At 71.4% G+C, this 19,141-nt stretch carries 19 protein-coding genes; 10 read left to right on the top strand and 9 right to left on the bottom strand.

The features are described 5' to 3' along the window. Positions 1-55 precede the first annotated feature (55 nt). Both LCN96_RS06560 and LCN96_RS06555 read left to right on the top strand, forming a co-directional pair. The gene (locus LCN96_RS06560) at positions 56-1,288 is read left to right on the top strand and encodes an acyltransferase family protein (RefSeq protein ID WP_225271677.1); all 1,233 of its coding nucleotides are present in this window, start codon (positions 56-58) and stop codon (positions 1,286-1,288) included. A 56-nt stretch (positions 1,289-1,344) separates the two neighbouring features. Beyond that, positions 1,345-2,307 carry a glycosyltransferase gene (locus tag LCN96_RS06555; RefSeq protein WP_225271676.1) on the top strand — a complete coding sequence of 321 codons (963 nt, stop codon included), beginning with the start codon at positions 1,345-1,347 and terminating at the stop codon, positions 2,305-2,307. On the opposite strand, the gene LCN96_RS06550 is transcribed toward LCN96_RS06555, so the two are convergent. Together LCN96_RS06550 and LCN96_RS06545 are read right to left on the bottom strand one after the other, a co-directional pair. Continuing rightward, positions 2,304-3,206, bottom strand: a complete 903-nt coding sequence (locus tag LCN96_RS06550) for a hypothetical protein (RefSeq protein ID WP_225271675.1) — start codon at positions 3,204-3,206, stop codon at positions 2,304-2,306. The two genes, LCN96_RS06555 and LCN96_RS06550, sit on opposite strands and share 4 nt — an antisense overlap. Then, the gene (locus LCN96_RS06545; protein ID WP_225271674.1) at positions 3,199-3,645 is read right to left on the bottom strand and encodes an RNA polymerase sigma factor; all 447 of its coding nucleotides are present in this window, start codon (positions 3,643-3,645) and stop codon (positions 3,199-3,201) included. The genes LCN96_RS06550 and LCN96_RS06545 overlap by 8 nt, the downstream gene beginning before the upstream one ends. Before the next feature lie 106 nt (positions 3,646-3,751). Here LCN96_RS06545 and LCN96_RS06540 point away from each other — a divergent pair, with 106 nt between their 5' ends. After that, complete coding sequence (locus tag LCN96_RS06540; protein WP_225271673.1) at positions 3,752-4,465, top strand: acetoacetate decarboxylase family protein; 714 nt, start codon at positions 3,752-3,754, stop codon at positions 4,463-4,465. Between the two features lie 28 nt (positions 4,466-4,493). Here the strand turns inward: LCN96_RS06540 and LCN96_RS06535 are convergent, their stop codons facing one another. The 6 genes from LCN96_RS06535 to LCN96_RS56440 all read right to left on the bottom strand — a co-directional run bounded on the left by LCN96_RS06535 (position 4,494) and on the right by LCN96_RS56440 (position 10,229). After that, positions 4,494-5,378, bottom strand: coding sequence for a glycosyltransferase family 2 protein (locus LCN96_RS06535; protein WP_225271672.1), 885 nt, complete (start codon positions 5,376-5,378; stop codon positions 4,494-4,496). 186 nt (positions 5,379-5,564) lie between these two features. Next, on the bottom strand, positions 5,565-6,332 hold the full coding sequence (locus tag LCN96_RS06530; RefSeq protein WP_225271671.1) for a CDP-alcohol phosphatidyltransferase family protein: 768 nt from the start codon (positions 6,330-6,332) through the stop codon (positions 5,565-5,567). Then, positions 6,310-7,350: an iron-containing alcohol dehydrogenase family protein gene (locus LCN96_RS06525; protein WP_225275931.1), complete on the bottom strand. Its 1,041-nt coding sequence runs from the start codon at positions 7,348-7,350 to the stop codon at positions 6,310-6,312. The genes LCN96_RS06530 and LCN96_RS06525 overlap by 23 nt, the downstream gene beginning before the upstream one ends. Before the next feature lie 28 nt (positions 7,351-7,378). Beyond that, the gene (locus LCN96_RS06520; RefSeq protein WP_225271670.1) at positions 7,379-8,113 is read right to left on the bottom strand and encodes a phosphocholine cytidylyltransferase family protein; all 735 of its coding nucleotides are present in this window, start codon (positions 8,111-8,113) and stop codon (positions 7,379-7,381) included. A 77-nt stretch (positions 8,114-8,190) separates the two neighbouring features. After that, complete coding sequence (locus LCN96_RS56445) at positions 8,191-8,799, bottom strand: DUF5941 domain-containing protein (protein ID WP_263657445.1); 609 nt, start codon at positions 8,797-8,799, stop codon at positions 8,191-8,193. Between the two features lie 11 nt (positions 8,800-8,810). Further along, positions 8,811-10,229 (bottom strand): CDP-alcohol phosphatidyltransferase family protein, encoded by a 1,419-nt coding sequence (locus tag LCN96_RS56440; protein ID WP_263657444.1) that lies wholly within the window; start codon positions 10,227-10,229, stop codon positions 8,811-8,813. Between the two features lie 112 nt (positions 10,230-10,341). On the opposite strand from LCN96_RS56440, the gene LCN96_RS06510 reads away from it, so the two are divergent. Both LCN96_RS06510 and LCN96_RS06505 read left to right on the top strand, forming a co-directional pair. Next, complete coding sequence (locus tag LCN96_RS06510) at positions 10,342-11,691, top strand: bifunctional cytidylyltransferase/SDR family oxidoreductase (protein WP_225271669.1); 1,350 nt, start codon at positions 10,342-10,344, stop codon at positions 11,689-11,691. Between the two features lie 26 nt (positions 11,692-11,717). Continuing rightward, positions 11,718-13,454 (top strand): CDP-glycerol glycerophosphotransferase family protein, encoded by a 1,737-nt coding sequence (locus tag LCN96_RS06505; RefSeq protein WP_225271668.1) that lies wholly within the window; start codon positions 11,718-11,720, stop codon positions 13,452-13,454. Between the two features lie 51 nt (positions 13,455-13,505). Here the strand turns inward: LCN96_RS06505 and LCN96_RS06500 are convergent, their stop codons facing one another. Then, complete coding sequence (locus LCN96_RS06500) at positions 13,506-14,522, bottom strand: glycosyltransferase family 2 protein (RefSeq protein WP_225271667.1); 1,017 nt, start codon at positions 14,520-14,522, stop codon at positions 13,506-13,508. Between the two features lie 80 nt (positions 14,523-14,602). On the opposite strand from LCN96_RS06500, the gene LCN96_RS06495 reads away from it, so the two are divergent. The 5 genes from LCN96_RS06495 to LCN96_RS06475 all read left to right on the top strand — a co-directional run bounded on the left by LCN96_RS06495 (position 14,603) and on the right by LCN96_RS06475 (position 19,049). Beyond that, a complete protein-coding gene (locus LCN96_RS06495; RefSeq protein WP_225271666.1) occupies positions 14,603-16,054 on the top strand; it encodes an LCP family protein in 1,452 nt (483 codons plus the stop codon). A gap of 34 nt (positions 16,055-16,088) precedes the next feature. Next, positions 16,089-16,436: an STAS domain-containing protein gene (locus LCN96_RS06490; protein ID WP_225271665.1), complete on the top strand. Its 348-nt coding sequence runs from the start codon at positions 16,089-16,091 to the stop codon at positions 16,434-16,436. Positions 16,437-16,555: 119 nt separating this feature from the next. Beyond that, positions 16,556-17,386: a GNAT family N-acetyltransferase gene (locus LCN96_RS06485; protein WP_225271664.1), complete on the top strand. Its 831-nt coding sequence runs from the start codon at positions 16,556-16,558 to the stop codon at positions 17,384-17,386. After that, positions 17,383-18,222 carry an LLM class flavin-dependent oxidoreductase gene (locus LCN96_RS06480; protein ID WP_225271663.1) on the top strand — a complete coding sequence of 280 codons (840 nt, stop codon included), beginning with the start codon at positions 17,383-17,385 and terminating at the stop codon, positions 18,220-18,222. Before LCN96_RS06485 ends, LCN96_RS06480 begins: the two co-directional genes overlap by 4 nt. A 101-nt stretch (positions 18,223-18,323) precedes the next feature. After that, a complete protein-coding gene (locus tag LCN96_RS06475) occupies positions 18,324-19,049 on the top strand; it encodes a DUF4097 family beta strand repeat-containing protein (protein ID WP_225271662.1) in 726 nt (241 codons plus the stop codon). Positions 19,050-19,141 lie beyond the last annotated feature (92 nt).

The raw sequence follows: 19,141 nt of genomic DNA, 5'->3' as shown, positions 1-19,141 counted from the left end.
GGTCCTGCTGCCGTCGTGGTTCCCCGGCCCCGAGCGAAGCTGAGCGACTTCTTCTGTGTCTGACACCAGGTTCTCCCCATCGGCCACGCCCCAGCGCAGCCCCGAGGAGCAAGGGCCCGCCAACACGGGGGCCCGCTGGCCGTTGCCGGAGGAGGCGTTCTGGAGCGAGTCCACCGACCCGCACGGAGCCGGCCCGGGTGAGCGCACCGCGCCGCAGGCGGCGATCACCGAGAGCCCGTCGTCCGGCGAGGGGCACCAGGAGCAGCCGCAGCCGGCCGCCGAGCCGGCCAAGCAGCGCAAGCGCGACCCGTTCCTCGACAACGTCAAGTTCGTCCTGATCGCGCTGGTGCCGATCGGGCACGCGCTGGTGCCGACGCTGGCCGCCGACTCGGCGCGGGCGGCCTACATCTTCATCTATGTCTTCCACATGCCGCTGTTCGTGGTGATCAGCGGCTACCTGTCCAGAAACTTCTGGAACTCCAACGCGAAGACCAACAAGCTGGTCGACACCTTCCTCGTGCCGTACGTGATCGTCGAGGTGGGCTACGCCGCGCTCCGCACCGCCCTCGGGTCGAAGTGGAGCCTGACGATCATCGACCCGGCATGGCTCAACTGGTACCTGCTGGCGCTGCTGTTCTGGCGGTTGTCCACCCCGGTGTGGAAGCGGATGAAGTATCCCGTGCCGGTGGCGATCGCGATCTATCTGTTCGCCGGTTTCTCGCAGATCTCCGGCGACTTCAGCATGGACCGGTTCTTCGGCCTGCTGCCGTTCTTCGTGATCGGCCTGGTGCTGCAGCCCGAGCACTTCGAGCTGCTCAACCGGCGCTGGATCAAGATCGTCTCGGGGTTCATCCTGCTCGGCGCGGCGGCGGTGGCGATCTTCATCGCGCCCATGGCCAAGCTGGGCCCGGTCTACTACAAGAACAGCTACCAGGATCTCAACCTGTCCTGGTACATGGGCCTCGGCCTGCGCATCGGGCTGCTGGTCTGCGCGCTGGCCATGTGCTTCGCCGTGCTGGCGCTGGTGCCCAGGAAGGAGACCTGGTACACCGACCTCGGCACCCGCACGCTCTACTGCTACCTGCTGCACGGCATCCCGGTGCTGATCGCCAAGGAGATGGGCTGGCTGTCGGTCCCGTGGCTGTACGGGCCGCTGGGCGTGCTGGCGATCAGCGCGAGCTGCTTCGCGCTGGCCATCATCCTGTGCCTGCCGGAGACCCGGACGGTCTTCAAGTGGGTGCTGGAGCCCCGCCTGACCTGGCTCTATCGTCGCCCCTCCCGAAGTTAAGCAGCCGTTCCACCCGCATTAACGCCATTGACCTGGTTAGCGCTCAGCATCGACACATGCGCGCATGTGTCGCCACGACCGTCCACCATCCCGAGGACGCCCGGATCATGCACCGGCAGATCCGGGCGCTGCTCGACGCGGGCCACGAGGTGACCTACGTCGCGCCGTTCACCTACTTCAACGTGACCCCCGCCATGGGGCTGACCGCGATCGACGTGGCCCGCCACGCCTCCTACAGCCGGGCGCGCGCCGCGCTCAGGCGCGGCGTGCGCGACGCGGACCTGCTGATCGTGCACGACCACCGGCTGCTGCGGGCGCTGCCGTACCGGCGCCCTCCGGTCGTCTGGGACGTGCGCGAGCAGGCCACCTCCAAGCAACTCTCCCGCGCCGCGAGGCGCCACCGGGTGATCACTCCCTCCGTGGTCCCCGAAGCGACCCTGGTGTCGCCCAGTCCTCCCCCTCCTGGCGACACCAGGGTCGTGCACATCGGCCGCCTGGCGTCCGAGTGCGGCGTGAGCGAGCTGATCGGGCTGGCCGAGCGCCTGGTCCCGCACGGCATCCGGCTGGACCTGATCGGCGCGGCGGCCCGCGACGTGCGGCCGCTGCTGCGGGACGCCCAGCGGGTGGGCCTGCTCGACTGGTTCGGCTACGTGCCGAACCGGCACGCCCTGCGGATGGCGGAGGGCGCGCTGGCCGGCCTGGCGCTGGCCGACGACACGGTCGGCACCGTGCCCACCAAGATCATGGACTACATGGGCAGGGGCCTGCCGGTGATCACCACGCCGCACGGCGCCTCGCTGGTCGAGGGTGCCGGGTGCGGGCTGGTGGTGCCGCTCGACGTGGACGCGGTGCTGAACGCCGTACTGGACCTGAAGGAGAACCCGGAGCGGCGGGTCAGGCTCGGCGCCCAGGGGCACGCGCAGGCGCGGCTGCGTCACCACTGGCCCGACCACGCCGAGGCGTTCGTGCGCCGCGCCGAGCGGTGGGCCGGGGTGACCAGGCACGCGCTGGCCGTCTAGGGCCGGTCCAGGTCGAGGGCGGCGTCCGCCAGCCGGATCGTGCGCACGCGCGGGTCGTCGATCAGCTCGCGCAGTCTCTCGATGCTGGACGTCTCGTCCACGTACGCGTAGGCGAGGCCGTCGCGCGACGCCTTGCGCAGCCGGTCGAAGGTCAGGTCGAAGCGGCGCAGATCCGGGTCGTCGTCCTTGTCGAGCCGGGCCACCCAGGAGCGGAAGTTCGACAGGCCGACGCCGCATCCCTCCCTGTCCTCCACGAACGTGCCGCGGTCCCACGTGATCGCGCCCCAGGTGATCGGCAGCGCGCCCGGCCTGCGCTCGTAGACGACGCTCTGCGCGCACCGGCCGCTGAGGCCGAGCCAGCTCTTGAGCTCCTCCGGCCTGAGCGGGGCGGTGAACTCGACCACCGCCAGCGCCCGCAGGTCGCCGTCCAGCCGGTTCAGCACCTTGCGGACGTCCTGCTTGCGGGCCAGGTCGGTGCCCACGTCGTAGAGGCTCTGGGAGAGCCTGGTGTTGGCGTTCCTGCCCAGGGGCAGGTGGCCGACACGCCCGAAGAGGCTCTGACTGATCGTGTACGTGCTGACGGGCGACACCGCGCCGACCGGCCGCAGCGGCTCCGCCGTCACCGTGAACGACATCGACAGCGGCGTGATCTCGCAGCAGTCGTTGGTCACCACCCGGTAGGCCGGGTTGTAGACCTTGAAGGCGGTGCCGAGCACGTCCGTCATCCGCTGCTCACGACCGTCCCGCGTCTGCAGGAGCATCGGGCCGACCGTGGCCACCAGGGCGAGCGCCAGCAGGACCGCCAGGACGTTGGTGGTCGTCCTGACCAGCCCCCGCCGCACGGCCTTCCGGGTCAGCTTCGGGTCGAAGTCCGGCATTTCCGGAAAATCATCACTCATGGGGGACTCCATAGACGTCGGCGAACGCGTTCCTGGCCCGCCAGAGGGCCGTCTTGATCGAGGCGTGTCTCCTGCCGGTCATCGCGGCCACCTCCACCAGCGAGAAGCCCTCGAAGTAGACCAGCGTGAGCAGCCGGCGATGCTGCTCCGGCAGCCGGCCCAAGGCGTCGCGCACCTCCAGGGAGTCCACGTGGAACCCGGGCGCGCCCAGCTCGTCGGCCTCCGGCAGGGGTAACTCGCGGCGGGTGCGGCGGACGTGGTCGATGAGCACGTTGCGCGCGATCGTGAGCAGCCAGGCGGCCGGGCTCTCCCCGCGCCAGCCCAGCAGCGCCCTGGTCGCCTTGACGAACGTCTCCTGTGCCAGGTCCTCCGCGAGGTGGGGGTCACGGGTCCTGCGCAGGAGGAACCCGCACACGAGCGGCCAGTGCTCGCGGTACAAGTCCTCGATGATGGTGCCCCCCGTGGTCTGTCCATTGTCACATCACACGTAGACGGGACCGGGGCGGGAATGGTCACACGCCTTCCTGGTTGATGTACTGGGACTCATGGCATCGCATCAGATTCAGGGCCGGGCGGTGGGCATGCCCGTACGGGTGAGGGACGCCGAGGTGTGCAGTGCCCTCTACCCGGTGCGTGCCGACGCCGCCAGGGCGGTGATCGCGTACTCAGGGCTGGACGTGGCCGAGGTGCTGCCCGGCAAGGCCGTGTGCATGCTGGTCTTCGTCGACTACCGCGACGGCGACCTCGACACCTACCACGAGTTCGGCATGGCCTTCCTCGTCCGGCCGCCCGGCGCGGCCGGATCCGTGGGGCCGGGCGAGCTGCGGCACGCCGGGGTGTTCGTGCACTGGCTGCCGGTGGACCAGGCGTTCACGCTGGAGGCCGGGCGCACCCTGTGGGGGTTCCCCAAGGAGCTGGCCGACATCGAGCTGCGGCTGTCGTCGCCGTACAAGAGGTGCATCCTGCGCAAGGACGGGCGGCTCGTGCTCGACATGCTGATCAAACCCGGCCTGCCGGTGCCGGCGGCGGGCGCGATGGCGCCGCTCGACGCCTACACGCACCGCGACGGGGTGACGCGGCGCGTGCCGTGGTCCGTACGGGCCAAGGGCGCCAGGATGCGGCCCAGCGGCGCGCTGATCCGCCTGGGCAACCATCCCATCGCCAAGGAGCTGAGCGAGCTGGGGCTGCCCAAGCGGGCGCTGTTCAGCACCACGATCTCGCACGCCGAGATGAGCTTCGGCGAGGCGCAGCAGGTCTAGCGGCGTTCGGCGACGCGGCGACGCGGCGCTAGACGATCGGCGGGCGGCCGAGCTTGACCATCCGCCACGCCGTGCGCCAGGCCATCGGCCGGCGCTCGCCCGCCGGGCTGCGCAGCCCCTCGAAGAACCCGGAGAACCACGCCTTCAGCGCCCCCGAGGCCCCGCGCTCGCGGATCACGGTGAGCACCACCCAGTTGGTCAGGTACAGGAACGCCAGCGGCCACGGCAGGTTGCGCCGGGCCAGCCAGACCCGGTTGCGGGCGTTGAGCCGGTGGAACTCGGCGTGCCTGGTCGGCGGGACCTGGGGGTGGTACATCACCGTCTCGGCGTCGTACTCGATGCGGTAGCCCTCGCCGAGCAGCCGCCAGGCCAGGTCGGTCTCCTCGTGCGCGTAGAAGAAGCGCTCGGGCAGGCCGCCCACCTGGAGGAAGGCCGAGCGCCTGATCGCCGAGGCGCCGCCGAGGAACGTGGTGACGGCGCTGGAGCGCTGCGGGTCACCCGCGCGCAGGCGCGGGACGTGACGGCGCTGGCTGCCGCTCCCGTCAGGGTCCATGATCCGGAAGGAGATCACGGCCAGGTCGGGCTCGGTGGCGAAGCGGTCGCGTACGTGGGAGACGACCTTCGGGTTGGCGTACCAGCCGTCGTCGTCGAGGAACAGCACGACGTCTCCCGAGCACTCCTCCACGCCCCGGTTGCGGCCGGCGGGGATGCCCGTGTTCCGATCGAGCCGGATGGCCTTGACGACCGCGGCCGATCCCTCGGGTGGCGTCGCCGACACCTCGGGCACGTCGGCACCGTTGCCTACGATCACCACCTCGACGTCGCCGTCGACCTGGTTCAGCGCGGACTCGACCGCCCGGTTCAGCTCCGCGACCCGGTTGCCCATGGTGAGGATGACGCACGAGATCTTCAACGAATCACTGTCCTGACGCGTTGAGAGCACGGGCGGAGCATTCTTTCATGATCACCGAGTCTGCTGGTCTGCATGGTCTGGGAATGGTGAAGCTAAGCGTATCGGAACCGACGATGAACCCCCACCGAACGGCGGACGTCCGATCAATACGACGGACGAAAGCCCCCCTCGGTTCCAGGCGCGTCATCAAGCCAGTCGCCTCGACGCCATGATGCTGATCAGGTGCAGCACCGTCTGCAGCGCCGCGGCGATCAGGCAGGCCACCACGAGCACCCGCGTGGCCGTCGGCTCGCCGATGACCAGGTCGATCACCGCGGTCACCACCGCCAGCATGGACAGCTCGATCGGCTGCACGATCCGGTGGAACCTGGTCGCCGCCAGCACCCGCCGCCCCAGCCCCAGCAGCCCGGAGCGGAACTGCACGGCCGCCGCCTCGCTCGCGGCGCCCAGCCCGCCCTTGGCCCTGGCTACCTCCACCAGGTCGCTCTCGGCCTTGATGAGGATGGCGCCGAGCGCGGCGGCGAAGCCGCACACGGTGTACCAGTCGGGCAGCACGGCCGAGGCCCGCCAGCCCAGCCCGGCCAGCACCGCGGCCTCGGCGAAGTACGCGCCGACCCGGTCGAGGTAGACGCCGGCCAGCGAGGTCTTGCCCGTCCAGCGGGCCAGCTCGCCGTCGGAGCAGTCGAGCAGCAGGTAGACCTGGATCAGCAAGGCCGCCAGCACCGCCGCCCAGAGCCCCGGCAGGGCCAGCACGAAGCCCGCCGCGACCCCCGCCACGGTCATCACCCAGGTGAGCTGGTTGGGCGTGACGGAGGTCTTGGTGAACAGCCAGGTGACGTAGATGGACAGGCGGCGCATGTAGAGCACGCCCGCCCAGTGCTCGCCGTTCCTGCGCTCCAGGTGGCCGGGTGGCTGGGCCACCTGGCGCAGCTCAGCTACCGAAGGCCCGGACATAGTCCCCCACCCGATCGCGGATCTCCGAGTCCTGCATGCGCAGGTGCTCCAGGATCGTGTAACGGCCGGGGCGGGTGGCCGGGGCCAGCGCGACGACCTCGGCGAACTGCTCGGGGCTCAGCCCGATGTCGCCGGGGACGACCGGCAGCTCGTGCCGGCGCAGGCAGTCGACGACCTGTTTGGTGCGGGCTTCGTCCTGCCGGAGGAAGAAGCAGAAGGCGGCGCCGATGCCGGCGAGCTCGCCGTGGTTGGAGGTGCCGGGGAAGAGCTGATCCACGGCATGAAGGATCTCATGATCTCCACCGCTCGCGGGCCGGGACGAGCCCGCGACCACCATCGACATGCCCGACAGGATCAGCGACTCGGCCAGCACGGTCAGGAACGCGTCGGACTCGATGGAGTCGGTGCGCCCGACCAGCGCCTCGGCGGCGGTGCGGGACATCGAGCAGGCCAGCCCGTCGATCGGCTCGCCGCGCTCGACGTTGCCGAGCTGCCAGTCCTCGATGGCCGACAGGTTGCTCACCACGTCGCCCACGCCCGCCCTGACCAGCGACTCCGGCGCGTTGTGCACGAAGTCGAGGTCGACCAGGATGGCCAGCGGCATCGGCACGCCGAACGAGCCCTTGCCGCCCTCGTAGACGAGGGAGGCGGTGGGCGAGCAGATGCCGTCGTGGGAGAGGTTGGTGGCCACCGCGACCATGGGGATGCCGGCCAGCGAGGCGGCGTACTTCGTCACGTCGATCGTCTTGCCGCCGCCCACGCCGACGACCACCTCGAAGGCCGCCTTGCGCAGGTCGGCGCCGAGCGAGACGGCCGCGTCGACCGACCCGTCGGCCACCCTGAACACCTCGGCCTCGCCCAGCGTGGGCGCGATGAGGCTCTCGATGTGGTCGCCCTGGCCCATGCCGACGGCCACCGCGACCCTGCCGGAGGTCGCCACGCGGCTGTCGGCCAGCAGGGCGCCGAGCTGGGCGACCGCGCCGCGCCTGACGTCCATGGTCAGCGGCGCCGGCAACATCCTCGCTAGAAGCGGCATCCGCGCCCCCTCAGTAGTGAACGGCTATGGCGCGGGCCTTGGCCAGGTCGTCGTGGTTGTCCACCTCGACCCAGTCGACCTCCCCGATGGGCGCGGCGTGGATCAGCTCGCCGCGCTCGACCATCTCCTGGTAACCGTCCTCGTAGTAGAGCTGCGGGTCACGCTCGAACGTCGTCTTCAGCGCGTCGGCCAGCCGGTCGGCGGCGGCGGGCCTGATGAGGGTGGCGCCGATGTACTCGCCGTACGCCTGCGCCGGGTCCATCAGCTTGGTGATGCGGCGCAGCGCGCCCTCCGGCGACAGCGTGACCTTCATCTCCTCGTCGGCCAGCGTCTTGACGTTGTCGACGGCGAGCAGGATGTCGCTGGTCTCGGGCGCGGCCAGCAGCGTCTTCTCGATCGAGACCGGGTGCACGGTGTCGCCGTTGACCAGCAGCGCGCCCTGGGCGAAGTAGTCACGCGCGCACCACAGGGAGTAGGCGTTGTTCCACTCCTCCGCCTTGTCGTTGTGCACGAGGGTGAGCTTGACGCCGTGGCGTTCCTCCAGGGCCTCCTTGCGCTCGTGTACGGCCTGCGCCGCGTAACCGACGACGACCACGACGTCCCGCAGGCCCACCTCGGCGAGATTGCGCAACGAGATGTCCATGATCGTGGTCTCGCCGTCGACCGGCACGAGCGCCTTGGGCAGCGTGTCGGTGTACGGCCGCAGGCGTCGTCCGGCCCCAGCGGCCAGAACCATTCCCAGCAACGTGCACTCCTCAGTCGAGCATGACTCCGATGGCCCAAAGAGTATTCGTCTTTGGGCCCCGTGCGGGTAATCCGGCGTTAGTCTTGCGTTCCCATATCGGTCGCATCCACCCCGGATCGGGGCGCGGCGAGCCAGCACGTGAGGCTCTCCCAGCCGAACAGCCCCCACAGGTAGACCGCGAGCAGCGCGTAGCCCCCGGTCAGCCAGCCCGACAGCGCGACCAGCGAGACCACCATCATCCGCCCGTCCCAGCCGAGCCCCAGAGTGGACAGCCACGGGGGCGCGTAGACGCGCTGGCGCAACCGGTAGACCAGATCGTAGTGGTGGAACGCCAGCGCGGCGAGCAGCATGAAGATCACCACGGGGTGCACCGCGTGGGCGAACCCGACGGCCGCGATGAAGGTGTACTCGATGAGCCGCAGGATCGGCGGCACGAGCCAGTCGAACCTGCCGTCGTGCGGATGCGTGCTGCCCGGCCCGGCCAGCAGCAGCGTCACGGCCGGCGCGAACACCGCCAGGCCGTCCGTCCCCGCCACGCCGAGCAGCAGCAGCACGCCGGTGACGAACGTGCCGGCGATCACCGGCGGCAGCGGCGGGAGCTGCCCCGCCACGAGCAGCCCCATGGCGCGCGAGAGCGGCCCGTCGTCGCGGTAGGCCACGACCGTGCTGCTGGGGACGGGGGTCATGTGGACCGATATCACCGTGCCGACCTCGCGATCCGTCCGACGAGCTGGTAGAGCGCCGCCACGCCGCCCCAGCCGAGCAGTGCCAGGAAGGTGACCCTGGCGTCCCAGAACGCGGCGGTGACGGCGATCAGCGCCATCCGCTCCCCGATGGGCAGCACGATCATCTTCTTCAGGTAGCGGGCGATCGTGTCGCGTTCGAGGCGCTGGGCGAGCTTGAGCATGCCGCCGGGGGCGTGGCGGACGTCCTGCGTCTCCAGCAGGGAGCGCGCCGGTCTGCCCCACATGGCGCCGACCCGGGCGGCGTCGGCGACGGCGCCCGCGTAGGTGTAGTCGATGGCGTGCCTGACGACCTGCAGCACCATCGCCGCCACGGCCAGGTACCAGCTGTCGGCGGCGGCGGAGCCGAAGGCCAGGCCCACGTACACCGCGTACTCCTTGAGCCGGTCGGACATGCCGTCGGCCCAGGCCCCCAGCGGGGAGAACGTACGCGTGTAGCGGGCGAGCTGCCCGTCGAGGCAGTCGAGCGCGAACGACAGGTACAGCAGCCCCGCCCCGGCCAGCCGCCCGCCCTGGGTGCCCGCCGAGAACCAGACGGCCGCCAGCAGGGCCAGCCCGGCCGAGACGCCGGTGACCGTGTTGGGGGTGAGCTTGAGCCGGACGCAGGGCCTGATCAGGTAGCGGGTCCAGGAGGAGACGAAGAAGGTGGCGAAGAAGCCGTCGTCCTCCTTGACCGAGGCGTCGAGCCTGACCTGGGCCTCGTCCACCTCGGCGAGCCTGGCCAGGGCGGCGTCGGCGGAGATCTGGCCGGTCACCCGGTCGGCGTGCAGCTGCCCGATGCCCGCGGCGCGCACGGTCACGCCGGACCTGACCAGCCCGACCAGCAGCAGGTCCACCGCCTCGACCGGGGTGACGGGGCCGAGCTTGCCCGCCTCGGCCAGCTCCGCCAGCTCCTCGGCGATGTCGGCCAGCGAGGCCAGGTCGGCCTCCCCCGCCTGGAGCACGCCCCTGAAGGTGGCGTTCGCCTCGGGCACCAGGTGGAAGGAGCTGCCCGCCGCGACGACCCTGCCGCCCTCCACCCGTACAGGCGGGCGCAGCGGCCCGGCGGTGGCGTCGTGCGAGATCAGCGCGGCGGTGCCGTGCGCGGGATGCTCCAGCAGCACGGCCAGCGCCTCGGTGTGCAGCACCAGGTCGGCGGGCAGCACGGCGACGGGGCCCGCGGCGGTGCGGACGATCTTCGCCACGCCGCGCAGGTCGGCCGCCAGCCCTTCGGCGGCGGGCACCACCTGCACCTCGCGCACGGGCAGCGTGGCGAGCTGGTCGCCGAGGCGGTCGAGCAACGTGCCGTCGCCGCTGTGGAGCCTGCACGCGGGTGTCGTGGCGAGCAGCAGGACCGATGTGGTCGTGCTTTCGAAGGTCAATGAGTCGGGCAAAGCTCAGGTCTCCTCCCGGGTCGGGGTGGAGCACGTGGTCTCGGGGGTGCGTAGACACAGCGTAGCGACAGGTCAACGCGATATCACGGAACAGCACCGTTACGCTGCCGGTATGGATTCACGGCTGCGGTCGGTAGGAGTGCTCCTCGCGGGCGGGGTGGGACAACGGGTCGGGCTCGGCACGCCCAAGCAGCTCATCGAGGTGGCGGGCAGGACGATCATCGAGCATTCGCTGGCGGTGTTCGAGGCCGCGCCGGAGATCGACGAGATCGTGGTGCTGATGACGCCCGGGTACGCCGGCCGGGTCCGCGAGATCGTGGCCAGGGGCGGGTACCACAAGGTCAGCAAGGTCGTGGACGGCGGCTCCAGCCGTACGGAGAGCACCTGGCGGGCGCTGGCGGCGCTCGGGGCACAGGAGTGCAACGTGCTGTTGCACGACGCTGTACGCCCCCTCCTGGAGCCCCGGATCATCACGGAGTGTGTCAGGGCGCTGGAGGCCCACCAGGCCGTCAACGTGGCGATCCCGAGCTCCGACACGGTGCTGGTGGCGACCCCCGAGGGCGCCATCGGCGAGGTGCTCGACCGGTCGCGGCTGCGGCGCAGCCAGACCCCCCAGTGTTTCCGGCTCTCGGTGATCCGGGAGGCGTACGAGCGGGCCATGGCCGACCCGGGCTTCGCCGGGCTGCCCGCCACCGACGACTGCGGGGTGGTGCTGCGCTACCTGCCGGAGGTGCCGATCCACCTGGTGCAGGGCAGCGAGCGCAACATCAAGGTGACCCACCCGGCCGACCTGCACATCGCGGACCTGCTCTTCCGGCTGCCCGCGCCCGTGCCTGCGGGCGACAGGGGCGCGCTGGCGGGGCAGGTGATCGTCGTCCTGCCCGCCGCGCACCCTCTCGCCCCCGACGGCCCTCAGCCGGAGCACGGCGCGTCGGCGATCGCGCGGGAGGCGGCCCGTCACGGCGCGATCGTGCATGTCCTGACCAGGGCCGACGGCGTTCGCGTCGAGGACTTCGACTCCGTGGCCAAGGCGCTCGACGACGTGGGCGCCGCCGACCACGTGGTGCTGGTGGCGGGCCGGGGGCACGCCGGCGACCTGGCGCACGCGAGCGGCGAGACCGTCGCCGACGCGGTCGGCACCGGCCACCTGGGCGCGCTCAACGTCGCCCGCGCCGCCCGCCCGCACCTGCGCGGAGCCGGGCCGGCCACGGGGGCCGCTCCCGGCCCCCGGCCCAGCCTGCTGCTGCAGGTCCCGCCCGGCTCCGGCGCGCTGCACGAGTCGGGCGCGGCGGCCGTGGCCGGGCTGACCAGGGCGCTGGCCGGCGAATGGGCCGCCGGCGGCATCCGGGTCAACTGCGTCAATACCGGCGCCTCTCCGCTCGTGGTCGCGCAGACCTCGCTGGACATCCTCATCTCCGACCTTTCAGGGCAAGTCATAGACGCCCGCGTGGACGCCGTTTGACCTGAGGCTTGTTACCGTGCGATCACATGAGGAGACTCATCGTGATCGCGGCGTTGCTCGGCTGCTACCCGGCGCTGCTGGTGGCGGCGCTGTGGCCGGCCCCGGTCCTGTTCGGGGCGGTGGCGGCGGCCTCGTACCTGATCGAGTACGCCGCCCCGCGCGCCGCCCGCCCGCTGCCCGAGCTGCTCGGCAAGGTGCACCTCGGGATCACGCTGCGCTTCGCGGCCCGCGAGACCATGGCGCTGCTCCTGGTCGCCCGGACGGCGGGCGCCGAGCTGCCGTGGTTCGCGGCGCTGGCGGCCGGCCTGCTGGCGATCCACGTGGTGCGGGCCCTGCACACGGGGCTGGCGCTGCGGCTGCGCCAGATGCTCAGCAGGATGCCGGTGACCACCCGCAACCTGGACGTCTCCGCGCTGCGCATCCCCAGGATGCCGCCGGGGCCGCTGCGTGACGCCGGCAGCGTGCCGTTCCTCTACCTGGACGCGCTGCCGGTGCTCGGGGCCGTCCTGGGCGCCGTCCCGGCCACGGCCGGCGCCGGCGTGGCGCTGGCGGCGGGGCTGGCGGGGGCGCTCGCGCTCATCCCGTACGTGCGCCGCGCCACGCCGCTGACCGACCGGGCCAGGGTGCTGGAGGTCGTCGGCGAGCAGGTCGAGAAGTACGGCCCCGAGGTCATCCTGTACTTCTCCGGCGCCACGGCCGCCGCCTACCAGGCCAGGATGTGGCTGCCCACCCTCGAACGCCTCGACCGCCGCGCCATCGTGGTGCTGCGCGAGCGCGGCATGGCCAGGCACCTGGAGTCCACCTCACTGCCGATGGTGTGCATCCCGTCGTCGGCCGACCTGATGAGCTTCCGCGCGCTGACCGGGGCCAAGCTGTGCCTGTACGTCGCCAACGTCGGCAGGAACGTGCACATGCTGCGCATCCCGACCCTGCGCAGCGTCTTCCTCAACCACGGCGACAGCGACAAGGAGGCCTCGTTCAACCCGTTCTCACGCGTGTACGACGAGGTGTGGGTGGCGGGCCCCGCCGGCCGCGACCGGTACCGCCGGGCCAGGGTGGGCGTCAGGGACGAGAACATCCACGAGGTCGGGCGGCCCCAGCTCCAGGGCATCTCGACGCAGGGGCCCGGGCTCCCGTACCGGACCGTCCTGTACGCGCCCACCTGGGAGGGCTGGAGCGACGACCTGTTCCACACCTCGCTGATCACCATGGGCCCGCGCCTGGTGCGCGCCCTGCTCGACCACCGGCCGCCGCTGCGCGTCATCTACAAGCCGCACCCGCTCACCGGCCACCGCGACAAGAGCGCCACCCGCGCCCACCGGAAGATCGTCGCCATGATCGAGGCGGCGGAGCTGGCCAAGTCGAAGGCCCGCCATCCCTCCGGGGCCGCCGGGTCGGTGCCGCACATCCGGCATCTGGTCGTCTCGGGGCCCATGCCGCACCTGTACGAGTGCTTCAACGAGTGCGACCTGCTGATCAGCGACATCTCCAGCGTGGTGGCCGACTTCCTGGCCAGCGAGAAGCCGTACGCGGTGACGAACGTGACGGGGCTGCCCGAGCGCGCCTTCCACGAGCGGTACCCGAGCACGGAGGCGGGGGTGCTGCTGGGCGAGGACCTGTCGGGGCTGGCGGAGTTCCTGGACGGGGAGGACACGCTGGCCAGGGCCCGGATCAAGCTCAGGAGCCACCTGCTGGGGCCGGAGTACCCGGACGCGATGACCCGCTTCAACGCGGCCGTGGAACGGGTGCTCTCCGGCGGGTGACCGGGAAGGACCCCGCCGCGGGACGGCGGGGTGCGGCGGACGACGGGAAGGTCAGCGCGGCGGCCGGGCCAGCTTCTTCGGGCTGGTCAGGAAGCCCCAGCCCCACGAGCAGTGCATGGCCGCGTACACCAGCGGCAGCCGCAGCTTGGCGCTCGTCGGCAGCCCGCTGCCGGTGACCGCCGAGCCGGCGACGATCGCCAGGGCGTATCCGCCCGGCACGATCAGCGCGAGGGGGAAGAACGGCGAGACGACCAGCCCGAGCAGCATGGCGAGCACGGCGGCCGGAGGCGCGAGGTAACGCAGATTGATCGTGCCCTCGTGGGTGCGCGCGACCACCCGCCGCCACCTGCCGTAGTGGAAGTACTGCTTGGCCAGCGCCTTGGCGTTGGGCCTGGGCCGGTAGGAGACCCGCATGCGCGGCTGGAACCACACGAGCCCGCCTGTCTGGCGGATGCGGTGGTTCATCTCCCAGTCCTGGGCACGCTGGAAGTGCTCGTCGTAACCGCCCACGCGGTCGAGCGCCGAGCGCCGGAAGACGCCGAGGTAGACGGTGTCGGCGGGCCCGGCCGTGCCTCCGACGTGGAACGCCGCGGCGCCCACGCCGATCTTGGAGGTCATGGCGCAGGCGACGGCCTGCTCGAAGGGGGTGACGCCCTCGGCCGCCATGATGCCGCCCACGTTGTCGGCGCCGGTCTCGGCCAGCGTCTCGACGGCCACGCGCAGGTAGTCGGAGGGCAGCATGGCGTGCCCGTCGACCCTGGCGATGATGCCGTTGCGGGAGGCGGCGATGGCCGCGTTGAGCGCGTTGGGGGTGCGGCCCGTCGGGTTGGGCACCACCGTCACCCGCCGGTCGGCCGCCGCGATGGCGTCGGCGACCTCCTGGGTGCGGTCCTGGGACGGACCCACGGCGAGAACGACCTCGATCTCACCGGGGTAGCTCTGGGCGAGGACCATCTCGACGGCCTCGCGGAGGTGCCGCTCCTCGTTGAGGACCGGCATGACGACGGAGATGGGGGGCCAGCCGCGCGTCTGCGCGGGCGCGTGCGGCGAGTCGGGGAACTGCTTCATGGCGGGGCTCACGCTACTGTACGACCGTGGGAGGAGGGCAATCGAAAGGCCGACCTCCCGGGTGACAAAAGGGGGACCAGATGCGCGACCCGGACGAGGAGGACGGCGGTGTGCTGGTGGGCGGAGACGCCTACGGCGGCGTCAAGCTGACCACACCTGTCCGCACTCGGCGCCCGCCGCGCAGAAGTGCCAGGGCCCGCCGCCGCAACGTGCTGCTCGCCGGTCTCCTGTCCACGGGCGTGCTGATCACCACGGGGGTGGTGTGGGCGACGCCGCGCCAGATCGGCACCGTCGACGCGGGCGTGACCGCGCCCGCCTCCCGGGGCGCCGAGAACATCCTGCTGGTCGGCGTCGACAAGCGCGACGACCTCACCCGCCAGCAGCAGAACCGGCTCAAGCTGGGCCGGGAGAGCGGCCAGCGCACCGACACGATGATGGTGGTGCACCTGTCGGAGGACCACAGCAAGGTCACCGTGGTGAGCCTGCCGCGCGACACCTGGACGACGATCCCCGGCAAGGGCGACCACAAGATCAACTCCGCGTACCAGTTCGGCGGGCCGAAGCTGGCCAAGCAGACCGTGGAGGCGGCCACCGGGCTGGAGATCAACCGCTACATCGAGGTCAACATCCTGGGCTTCATCGACGTCGTCGACTCCCTCGGCGGGGTCACCGTCTGCACGCCCGTCCCCATCAACGACACCAAGATCGCGCTCAACCTGCCGGCCGGCACCCACCAGCTCGACGGCGTGCAGGCGCTCGGCTACTCCCGCACCCGCGCCACCGCCCGCTCCGACCTCGACCGCATCGACCGGCAGCAGCAGGTCATCTCGGCGCTGCTCAACCGGGTGCTGAGCGCCGACACGCTGGCGAACCCGGCCAAGCTGGCCTCGTTCGTCAACTCGACGCTGAGCACGGTGAAGGTCGATCCGGACGACGGCCTGCTCGGCCTGGCCACGCAGCTGCGCGACGTCTCGCTGGAGGACGTGAAGTTCGCCGAGGTGCCGCTGGCCGACGTGGACTTCAAGACCCCGACGGGCGAGTCGGCGGTGCTGTGGGACAAGCAGGCCGCCCGCGAGCTGTTCACCAGGATCGACTCCGACCAGGACCCCGCCAGGCCCACACCGTCCGCCTCGACCTCCACCTCCGCCTCCCCCAAGCCGTCGGCGATCACGCCCGGCCAGGTGACGCTGGACGTCAAGAACGGCACGCTGATCACCGGCCTGGGGGCGCGGACGAAGGAGGCGCTGGTCGCCTACGGATTCAAGGTGCCGGACAAGCCCGGAAACACCTCGAAGAAGGACTACAAGCAGACCTTCATCCGGTACGGCGAGGGTTTCGAGGCGCAGGCGAAAGCCGTGGCCGCCGCCATTCCCGGCGCGCAGCTGCGAAAGGTGGATCTCGACGGCATCGAGCTGATTCTGGGCAGCGACCAGTTGAAAGTCCAGCAACAGAAGTCAACCGGCACCCCAACTGCGAAGCCGAGTGTTACACCAACCACCAAAACGGCAATGCAGAACATATGTAAGAAATAGGCATAATTATCTCGGTGTCGGGCAGGTGAGGCCCATGGTGGTCAGGTACTGGCGGGAGGAGCCCTGTACGGTTCTGCACGTCGTAGGCGATCTCGACGTGGCAGGAGCGCCCAGGCTGCGGGCGGAGCTCGAACAGGCGCTGGCCTCCGCCGATCCCCTCAACGTGGTCGTGGACCTCACCGAGGTGCCGTTCTGCGACTCCGTCGGGCTCGGCGTGCTGGTCGCCACGCTCAACCACGTCCAGGACCTGAACGGGCGCATGATCCTGGTCCTCGCGCCGGGCATGATCCGGCACCTGCTGACGATCACGAACCTCGATCGGCATTTCGAGACGAGTCATTCCCTCACGGAGGCGCGGACCGCGCTGGAGAGCGCCGCCTGAGCGGTAACGGGTAAAACTGGTAAGAGGCGTGCGAGAACATGGTCAGGTCATGTCGGCACGCCTCTCCACGACCCTTGTGAAGTCGCGGGAGAGCCCCCTCGTCAGCGGAGGCTTTCACGTTGTTCGACCAGTTCCCCGAGCCTGCGCGCTCCCAGCTTCGCGCCGCCTTCGACGAGGGCAGGACGCGGCCTGAGTGGTGCTTCACGCAGGGGCAGGCCCGCCTGGCCTACTGGGCGCCCTTCCCCGGCTCGGAGCCGGAGATCGTCTGGCAGTTCGACCCGGGCTCCGACCCCGTCGCCGCCGCCGGCCTGCTGCGCGGCAGCCTTGAGGCGATGGGCCTGACCAAGGTGATCCACGACATCTCGCTGCAGCCCGGGCTCGATCCCGTCGTCGACCGGGCGGTCGAGCACGAGGCGCTCATCGAGGCCGGGTTCACCATGGAGGTGGAGCGGCTGCTGCTGGAGTGGGTGGCCGTGAGCGACGTGCCCGAAAATCCTGGCCGGCTGACCTTCCACCCCGCGCGCCGCATGGACCCCGCCGAGGTGATCGACATCCTCATCCGCGTCTCCGAAGGGTCGCTCGACCACGACACCCAGGTGGAGGTGGCCACGTCCGGCGCGGAGAAGGAGGCCCGCTGGATGTACGACGACCTGATGAGCCGCAAGGCCAAGCCCGACTGGTTCAGCATCGCCTACCTCGGCGACTCCCCCGTCGGGCTGGTCGCCCCCGACGACCACTCGATCGCCTACATCGGCGTGGTGCCCGAGCACCGCGGCCACGGCTACGTCGACGACCTGCTCGCCTGGGGCACCCGCACGCTCGCCGAGGCCGGCCTGCAACGCGTCGTGGCCGCCACCGACGTCGCCAACGTGCCCACTGCCGACGCCTTCCTGCGTGCTGGATACTCGGAGGTCGGCCGGCTGTACCGCTATTACTGGAGGGCATCGTGAGACTCGGCGTCATGTTCGACCGGGGGCTGCCGCCCGAGCAGCTCATCCCCTTCGCCAGAGCGCTCGACGAGACGTCCGTGGCCGACCTGTGGGTGGTGGAGGACCTGGGCTGGACGGGCGGTCTCACCTCCGCCGCCACCGCGCTGGCCGTCACCTCCCGGCTGCGCGTCGGCCTCGGCATCGCCCCCGCGCCCCTGCGCAACCCGATGCTGCTGGCGATGGAGCTGGGCAACCTGGCCCGCGTGCACCCCGGCCGGTTCGCGGCCGGTATCGGGCACGGCGTCCAGGACTGGATGCGACAGGTGGGCGCCGCCCCGGCCTCGCCGCTGACCCTGCTGGAGGAGACGGTCACCGCGGTGCGCGCGCTGCTGCGCGGCGAGACGGTCACCCTGCACGGCAAGGCCGTCCACCTGGACGGCGTGTCGCTGGTGCACCCGCCGGCCGAGCCGCCGCCCGTGCTGACCGGGGTGAAGCGGCCGCGCTCCCTGGCGCTGTCGGGGCGCGTGGCGCAGGGCACGATCGTGCCCGAGGGGGTGGGGCCCGAGCAGGTGCCCGGGATCCTCGAGACGATCGGCGCCGGGGAGGATCACGAGCTGGTCGTGTTCACGTTCCTGCGCGTCGGCTCCGGTGACGACGGGGAGAGCGGGGAGATGGTGGCCGGGCAGGCCGGGTTCCTGGGGGTCGCGCCGGAGGACGTGGCGATCGCTTCCGGGACCGCCGAGGAGGCCGCCGCGCACGTCAACAGCCTGTGGACGGCCGGGGCCACGTCGGTGGTGGTGCGCCCGATCGGGGCCGACCCGCTGGGGCAGGTGAACGCGCTGCTTTCGGCGCTGTAGCCGCCGGCGTCATCGAATGGCCGAATGGTGGAGGCGGGCGGGGCTCGGCTCGGCCGGACGGTCGATGGCCGGTCGGGACCGTTCGGCCACGATCGGGTGCCATGAGGCAGATTGCGGCAGCAGCGGCATGCGCGGCGCTCCTGGCGACGGCGACCGCCGGTTGCGGCGTGGACCTGGCAGCGGACGAGGTCCACGCCGCCCAGTCGTTCCCCTTCACCGGGGCCGACCTGAAGATCGACGTGCCCCTGGGCGGCGTCCGCGTCCTCCAGGGCACCGGCGGCGCCGTGCAGGTGGAGCGGTGGGTGCGCGGCAAGGCGGCCGACTCCCCCGCCTGGTCGCTGCGCGACGGCACCCTGCGGCTCAGCGCGAGCTGCAACCTGGTGTTCGGCGACTGCGGCGCCCGCTACCACGTCAAGGTCCCGCCCGGCGTCCGGCTCTCGATCGACGTGACGGACGGGCTCATCCTCAACGGCCTCACGCAGGACGTGGCCGCGAGCAGCCGCGACCGCATCCAGGTCACCGGCGCCTCCGGGCGGCTGCGGCTGCGCAGCGACGGCTCGATCACCGGCGAGGGTCTCAAGTCCGGGTACGTGCGCTGCCGCACCTCCGACGGGGCCATCGACGTGGCGTTCGCCGCCGCGCCCGCCACCCTCGACCTGCGGTCGGGCGACGGCAGGGTGACCGCGAGGGTGCCCTCGGGACGGTACGCGGTGACGGTCGCCAGCACGGACGGGAGCACGCGCTCGGAGGTCGAGCACGACAGGAAGAGCGAGCGGAGGATCACGGCCGGCAGCAAGACGGGCGACGTCCGGATCCTGACGAAGTGACAGGGCGCCGCCGTCGCCCCCCGGCGGCCCGGCGGCCCAGCGGCCCGGCGGCCGGGCGGCCCGGCGGCCGGGCGGGGTGCGGTGGGGTGCGG

The organism is Nonomuraea gerenzanensis, from assembly GCF_020215645.1.
Classification (GTDB): domain Bacteria; phylum Actinomycetota; class Actinomycetes; order Streptosporangiales; family Streptosporangiaceae; genus Nonomuraea; species Nonomuraea gerenzanensis.
The sequence above is the reverse complement of the archived record's forward strand: the minus strand, read 5'-3'. Positions and strand labels throughout refer to the sequence as shown.

Bases quoted from the DNA above. Each gene is read 5' to 3' on its own strand.
- LCN96_RS06490 (WP_225271665.1), top strand. From the start codon at position 16,089: ATGGTGGTCAGGTACTGGCGGGAGGAGCCCTGTACGGTTCTGCACGTC.
- LCN96_RS06525 (WP_225275931.1), bottom strand. From the start codon at position 7,350: ATGTTGCCGGCGCCGCTGACCATGGACGTCAGGCGCGGCGCGGTCGCC.
- LCN96_RS06555 (WP_225271676.1), top strand. From the start codon at position 1,345: ATGCGCGCATGTGTCGCCACGACCGTCCACCATCCCGAGGACGCCCGG.
- LCN96_RS06495 (WP_225271666.1), top strand. From the start codon at position 14,603: ATGCGCGACCCGGACGAGGAGGACGGCGGTGTGCTGGTGGGCGGAGAC.
- LCN96_RS06540 (WP_225271673.1), top strand. From the start codon at position 3,752: ATGGCATCGCATCAGATTCAGGGCCGGGCGGTGGGCATGCCCGTACGG.
- LCN96_RS06505 (WP_225271668.1), top strand. From the start codon at position 11,718: ATGAGGAGACTCATCGTGATCGCGGCGTTGCTCGGCTGCTACCCGGCG.
- LCN96_RS06500 (WP_225271667.1), bottom strand. From the start codon at position 14,522: ATGAAGCAGTTCCCCGACTCGCCGCACGCGCCCGCGCAGACGCGCGGC.
- LCN96_RS06530 (WP_225271671.1), bottom strand. From the start codon at position 6,332: ATGTCCGGGCCTTCGGTAGCTGAGCTGCGCCAGGTGGCCCAGCCACCC.
- LCN96_RS56445 (WP_263657445.1), bottom strand. From the start codon at position 8,799: ATGACCCCCGTCCCCAGCAGCACGGTCGTGGCCTACCGCGACGACGGG.
- LCN96_RS06510 (WP_225271669.1), top strand. From the start codon at position 10,342: ATGGATTCACGGCTGCGGTCGGTAGGAGTGCTCCTCGCGGGCGGGGTG.
- LCN96_RS06550 (WP_225271675.1), bottom strand. From the start codon at position 3,206: ATGAGTGATGATTTTCCGGAAATGCCGGACTTCGACCCGAAGCTGACC.
- LCN96_RS06475 (WP_225271662.1), top strand. From the start codon at position 18,324: ATGAGGCAGATTGCGGCAGCAGCGGCATGCGCGGCGCTCCTGGCGACG.